Origin of the sequence: Sphingomonas zeae (assembly GCF_014197135.1) — a bacterium.
Classification (GTDB): domain Bacteria; phylum Pseudomonadota; class Alphaproteobacteria; order Sphingomonadales; family Sphingomonadaceae; genus Sphingomonas; species Sphingomonas zeae.
Genome location: NZ_JACIFA010000033.1, coordinates 1 through 5,444 on the forward strand (window position 1 = coordinate 1; position 5,444 = coordinate 5,444).

At 62.6% G+C, this 5,444-nt stretch carries 7 protein-coding genes; 1 reads left to right on the forward strand and 6 read right to left on the reverse strand.

Translation table 11 applies throughout. The features are described from left to right. Positions 1-11: 11 nt before the first annotated feature. Both GGR45_RS19350 and GGR45_RS19355 read right to left on the reverse strand, forming a co-directional pair. Positions 12-461 carry a hypothetical protein gene (locus GGR45_RS19350; protein ID WP_175310275.1) on the reverse strand — a complete coding sequence of 150 codons (450 nt, stop codon included), beginning with the start codon at positions 459-461 and terminating at the stop codon, positions 12-14. Next, entirely contained in the window at positions 454-729 is a 276-nt protein-coding gene (locus GGR45_RS19355; RefSeq protein ID WP_043061563.1) for a mobilization protein, read from the reverse strand. Before GGR45_RS19355 ends, GGR45_RS19350 begins: the two co-directional genes overlap by 8 nt. Before the next feature lie 189 nt (positions 730-918). On the opposite strand from GGR45_RS19355, the gene mobQ reads away from it, so the two are divergent. Then, positions 919-2,130 carry a MobQ family relaxase gene (gene mobQ / locus GGR45_RS19360; RefSeq protein WP_175310276.1) on the forward strand — a complete coding sequence of 404 codons (1,212 nt, stop codon included), beginning with the start codon at positions 919-921 and terminating at the stop codon, positions 2,128-2,130. 583 nt (positions 2,131-2,713) lie between these two features. Here the strand turns inward: mobQ and GGR45_RS19365 are convergent. The 4 genes from GGR45_RS19365 to GGR45_RS19380 are packed head-to-tail and all read right to left on the reverse strand — an operon-like array spanning position 2,714 to position 4,872. Further along, entirely contained in the window at positions 2,714-3,142 is a 429-nt protein-coding gene (locus GGR45_RS19365) for a hypothetical protein (RefSeq protein WP_175310277.1), read from the reverse strand. 34 nt (positions 3,143-3,176) lie between these two features. Next, a complete protein-coding gene (locus tag GGR45_RS19370; protein ID WP_043061565.1) occupies positions 3,177-3,779 on the reverse strand; it encodes a PIN domain-containing protein in 603 nt (200 codons plus the stop codon). Positions 3,780-3,786: 7 nt separating this feature from the next. Continuing rightward, positions 3,787-4,284, reverse strand: coding sequence for a helix-turn-helix domain-containing protein (locus GGR45_RS19375; protein ID WP_082049436.1), 498 nt, complete (start codon positions 4,282-4,284; stop codon positions 3,787-3,789). Positions 4,285-4,332: 48 nt separating this feature from the next. Next, positions 4,333-4,872 carry a helix-turn-helix domain-containing protein gene (locus GGR45_RS19380; protein WP_122973185.1) on the reverse strand — a complete coding sequence of 180 codons (540 nt, stop codon included), beginning with the start codon at positions 4,870-4,872 and terminating at the stop codon, positions 4,333-4,335. Positions 4,873-5,444: the final 572 nt, after the last annotated feature.

Here is a 5,444-nt window from a genome sequence, read left to right on the forward strand (position 1 = left end):
ATACGGGCTTCCTAGGGGGTCTGCTGGGCCTGTAGCGGCACCCATCCGCCCTTGCAGGTGTGGGTCTTGCCGTTCCAACGACCGGCGCAGCCGTACAGATGCTGCTCGATGACGGGTTCCTTGGCCCAGTGGTAGGCGAGGGCCGCGGCGAAGATCAGCCCCAGCCCGATCAGGGCGGCCCAGAGCCATTCCTTCAATCGATCGAGCCAGATGCCCGTGCTGGCCCGCTGGAGCGCCGCTGCGGCCCGTTGCAGGTCGCGGACCTCCGATCCTACCGTCCGGCCCCAGTCGGCGCGCTGGCGGGCGTCCTGCTCGATCTGGCGGGCTAGTGCGCCTACCTCTTTCGCGATCCCCTCGGCCCCGGCGCGGCGCATGGCGTCGAGCAGGGTGCGGTAGTCGGCGTGGGGATCGCTGGAGGGCGGACCTGCGTCGAATTCGGACGGGTCGAAGGGTTCAGCCATCGCCGGTGCCACCCCGGAAGGTCCATCCGTCGAACGCCTTGCGGTCCTGATCGCGGCTGATCCGGTCCATCAGCACGTTCAGCCGCTTCTCCCATTCCGCGTCCTTCATCGCGGCATCGAGGAGCAGGCCGCCGAGGATGATCTTGCGGCGGGCATCGGCCTTGCGATCGAGGGCAGATGCACGAGCCTGAAGCGCCTGCAACCGGGCCTTGGCCTGATCGACCCGCTGCTGGGCCTTCTCGATCGATTCGAGCGTTGGGCGAGCCATAGCTTCTCCGTGTGAAAGCACGAACGCGAGGCACCATATCGCACAACAACGAGGGACACCACCAGAACGACCGTAGGGAGGGAATGGCGCACTTATGCAAACTTGCGTTTGCGTGCGTCGGGGCGTAGCCCCAAACCCCAGCGGGCTGTCGCCCGCGCCATGTTGCCACATGGCAAGGAGTGCGTGGCGATGGCGAGCTTCCATCTTGCGGTGAAAACGGTAGGCCGGTCCGCCGGTCGCAGCGCGACGGCGGCAGCGGCCTACCGGGCGGGCGTGGAGATCGCGGACGAGCGCACCGGCATCGTCCACGACTACACCCGCAAGCAGGGGATCGAACATCGCGAGATCGTCGCCCCCGCCGATGCGCCCGACTGGGTGCAGGACCGGGTGGCGCTGTGGAATGCCGCCGAGCGGGCCGAGACGCGCAAGAACTCGACGGTCGCGCGGGAATATGAAATCGCGCTCCCGGCCGAACTGTCGGCCGACGAGCGGCGCGACCTCGCGCTGGGCCTCGCACGCGAGATCAGCGAGCGGCATGGGGTGGCGGTGGACGTGGCGATCCACGCACCTGGTCGCCAGGGCGACCAGCGCAACCACCATGCGCACCTGCTGACGACGACGCGGCGGATCGGCGCGGAGGGGCTGGGCGAGAAGACCCGCGAACTGGACCAGAAGACCAGCGGGGAGGTGGAGCGCTGGCGGGCGCGGTTCGCGGAGATGCAGAACGCGGCGCTGGAGCGGGCGCAGGTCCACGAGCGGGTCGACCATCGCAGCTTCCAGCGACAGGGCATCGAGCAGGAGGCGACGGTACACATGGGACCGGGGGTCGTGGCGATGGAGCGCCGGGCCGAGCGGGCGGCGCAGCGCGAGGGGCGCGAGCATGTGCCGGCGACGAAGGTCGGGCAGCACAACGCCGGCGTCCTCGAGCGGCGCGGCCTGCGTCAGTATATCGACCGGGGGACGGAGTGGCTGCGCGACGTGGGGCAGCGGGTGTCGCATCGGCTGCACGGGTTCGCGGCGACGTTGAGCGGCGCGGTCGATCGTGATCGGCGCGAGGCAGCGGACGCGCAGCGCCGCGACCAGCTAGCCGCCGAGCGCGCCCGTGAGGTGGCGCAGGAGCGTCAGCAGGCGCGCGAGCGTGAGCGGGTGGCCGAGCGGTTCAGGACGATCGCGGCGCGGCGCGAGGCGGGCGCCCACGGCTACGGCGACCAGAGCAGCGACTGGCGGGCGACCCCGGAGGCGCTGCGCAAGGCGGTGGACGCCTACAACGGGGCGGACCAGCATACCAAGGATCTGTACATCGAGCGGATCCAGCGCGAGCCGCAGATGGCCCGCGCCGTGGACCAGCAGCTGCGCGATCGCGAGCTGGTCCTGCAACGCGATCGAGGCTTGAGCCGGTAGCGTGTTGCTAGAGCTACGTCACGAAGTGAGGGGCGCTGTCTGAAAAACCTGCTACAGTTATACGTATGAAGAAACTAGCTTGCGCATTTATCTTGTACCTTATCCCGACCGCAGCCACAGCATCGCACTTTGGGATCGGACAAGGCGCTAATATCTTGGACCTTAAGGTTCTAAAAAAAGAGGGTCAGAAGACCTATAGGGTGCAGGTTCCAGAACCTAATTCGAACTTCAGGGACTATTGGGTAATGGCCACTCCTTCTACAGGCGTTTGCGCTGTTTATGGAGAGACGGAGCCGTACTCAACATGGTCTAAAGCTAAAGCAAAACGGGATTCTATTGCCAAATTGCTTGCGAAGTACGGCAAGCCTACGCGCGTCAATCCTGAAATGGATTACGCTACTTTGAATGTACGCCCTCCCGTGGAAGCGTATGATCTCGAATGGCGCAAGCTCGCCACCCCTCTGTCGGCTGTCGCACTTGACGTAGTTGGACGTGATGGCAGCCAGATAGTTCGGCTTACGTACTTCTTTCGCAACATGGGCCGATGTAACACATGGGAGCCGAGGCAGGACGGGCACGGTCTTTAGGAAAATAGTCCGATAACGCCCAATTTATCTTTCGATGAGAAGTCGCGCTGGACGTCACTTGGAAGCTGGCCCCAAGCTTCGGCAACGTAATCCGCGCCGGAGATAACCTGCTCCGTAAAAGAGCTTCCTCGCGCTTCCATATGAGCCACATGAGAAAATAGAGCTTCTGCCGCATCAGGAGACATGAACCCCTTCATAACAAAGTTCTTCGAAACTCCCTTTTTCTGGGAAATATCGACGACTTGTTCGAAGAAAACTTTTTCTTTGGGTGTGTCGATCCAAGTAGGCTTGCGAAGCAAACCTTGCTGCGAATCGCGAATTGCACCTCGCTCATTAGCGTAGTGCATTCTAGCCTTAGCTTTCCCAGTTGCGCTCATGTATATGAAGCCAACCACAACCAGCACTATGATTAGTAATACGACCATAATTACCCCTGATTTTAATTTTAAGAAACGACCTTCAGGTGTCGCGGTCCTGCTTTGGCTTCCGGATCGACATGGTAGCGACTTGAGGATTGGCGGTAGGAGCCACGTCAACGATGCGCTGCCACACATCCTCGGCGCTGCTTACGATCCCGCGCCGCTCAGCCAGTTCGAGGAAGGCGCGCGTGGTCAGCACGTCCGTCGCCATATCCAGCCCCGTTTCGCGGACGAAGCGCGGAATCTTGCCGTTCTCATAGACGATGAGGATGCTGGCATCGCTATGGTAGTCCACATAGCTTCCCAGCCACTGCATGATTGCCAGTTCGCCGGAATCCTTGGCGCGTGTGGTGGGATCGACGGTGCGAGCCTTGGCGAACAGCCTGCCGATCTCGGTCGAGGCGACCAGCACCGGCGCGTTGCTGTCGGGCCTCTGACCCGCGTCGAGCCAGTCCTGTATGTCCTGCGCTCCGGGTTTGGTCATGTCCTGCGTTGCCTCGAACGCGACCATATCGGCGACCACTACACGCCCGCCGATCTGGTGTAGCAGGTGCAGGGCGTCGGTCTGCGCCAGATGGATCAGCGGGCCGGTGTCAGGCACGATCACGTCGGGCCGCTCGATTGGAGTTTCTACGTCGTCCATGTGATCCTCACTGCTCGCTAGGGCTGTCGCCCTGGCGACCGAATAGGCGGGACCAGAACCCACCCGTGGAAGAAAGAGGTGGGGGTAGCGTCGGCTCGACGCTCTCCGCCATTTCCGAGGCAGCAACCGACGTCCGCTCGGGCGGCGGGCGTTGATCGGTGAGCAGACCGCGTTCAGCCATTTGTCGCCAGTGGTTGCGATCAGCCCGGATGTCCTCGCGATCGGCGCGCACGTCATCCAGTTGAGAGCGGAGAAGGTCGATTTGGGCCTTCAACAGGGTGACAACCTCGCTGTTTTCGGGGGGTAAACCAGCGTCAACCTGAGGGGTAACCTTACCCCTGTCTTGGTTTACGGCAGGCCATACCCTGAAAAGTTCGACGGGTTCGATCAGCCATCCCCCGCTCGCGTCCTTGATGGCAGAAAGACGCCCGGAGCGAATGGCTTTGATGACAGATTGCTTGGTCAGGCCGACGTGCTTTGCCGCCTCTGCGGGGGATAAACTCATAGGGGCAACCAGCGTAAACCAGTATAGGGGTAAGGGGTAAACCTTGGTTTACGCATCGCCCAGCCTGCCCAGCAAGGTTCCTGTGAGCGAGCCGATGCTTTGAGGTTCGTCCATTGGCCCCCGATCGGCAGGTTCGAGCATCGCAGGGAGGTCCGGTTCCATGCCGGGAAGCGACGGCTCGCTAGGTGGTGGCTCGCCCTCACCTCCTGCCAACTGACGTTCGCCCGGGAACAGCCGAGGTAACTTCCTCAACGGCTCTTGCTGCCCCAGTTCGCCCCCGTCCGGCTGCTCACTTTCAGCGAGGATCACGGTCGCGCTAAACAGCGAGTAGCGCAGTCCCTCGCGCGGCCCGTGCCACGCAACCCGATCGTTGACGACGTAGGCGTTCACAGTCCCCCGGTCTCCGATCTGGCGGACTTCGATCCAACGACCTTCCACGAGGTCCTGTATGGCGCGGACGATGGTGCGCCGGTTGCAGCCCATGAGCTTCGCCAAGACGGACTGGGACGCCACCACCGCGTTGTGCTGGCCGATCCGCGCAACGAGCACATGCAGCAGGGCAGAAGCGCGCGGACTCTTGACCGACATCCGCGCCCATGCCTCGTGGGTAGCCCGATCTGTTTGGACCCATGATCCGGACGAAGAAGGGGCAGCCGGTAAAGTGCGCGTATCTGTCACAGGGGTGTGACTCCGGTGTCGAAAAACTGGACAAACACCGGTCGCAAAACGCGACTTGCTTGTCAAGTTATAGGACAGACCTGTGACTCCTAGGAGTCACACCCCTGTGACTCCTAGGAGTCACACCCCCCCCTCGTAAGCCATTGTAATAAGAGAACATTTTTTGTGCTCTCTCTAATGATCTAATGAACGGCCACGCCCGACCGACGAGGCTGGTGGACGATCATTAGATCAGAAGGAACAGAAGAAGAACAAAGAACGCGGCTAGTCGCCGCGTGCGTCGGGATGTGAATCCGCGCCATCGCGATCGGAGCGCCCGTGGCGAGCGTGGAGATGCTTGGCGGGGTAGAAGTGGGGGTTGGTGGGGGTCAGCCCCTGAATTGCGCTATACGGGCTTCCTAGGGGGTCTGCTGGGCCTGTAGCGGCACCCATCCGCCCTTGCAGGTGTGGGTCTTGCCGTTCCAACGACCGGCGCAGCCGTA

Coding starts and splice junctions, on each gene's coding strand:
- GGR45_RS19350 (WP_175310275.1), bottom strand. CDS start 461: ATGGCTGAACCCTTCGACCCGTCCGAATTCGACGCAGGTCCGCCCTCC.
- GGR45_RS19355 (WP_043061563.1), bottom strand. CDS start 729: ATGGCTCGCCCAACGCTCGAATCGATCGAGAAGGCCCAGCAGCGGGTC.
- mobQ (WP_175310276.1), top strand. CDS start 919: ATGGCGAGCTTCCATCTTGCGGTGAAAACGGTAGGCCGGTCCGCCGGT.
- GGR45_RS19365 (WP_175310277.1), bottom strand. CDS start 3,142: ATGGTCGTATTACTAATCATAGTGCTGGTTGTGGTTGGCTTCATATAC.
- GGR45_RS19370 (WP_043061565.1), bottom strand. CDS start 3,779: ATGGACGACGTAGAAACTCCAATCGAGCGGCCCGACGTGATCGTGCCT.
- GGR45_RS19375 (WP_082049436.1), bottom strand. CDS start 4,284: ATGAGTTTATCCCCCGCAGAGGCGGCAAAGCACGTCGGCCTGACCAAG.
- GGR45_RS19380 (WP_122973185.1), bottom strand. CDS start 4,872: ATGTCGGTCAAGAGTCCGCGCGCTTCTGCCCTGCTGCATGTGCTCGTT.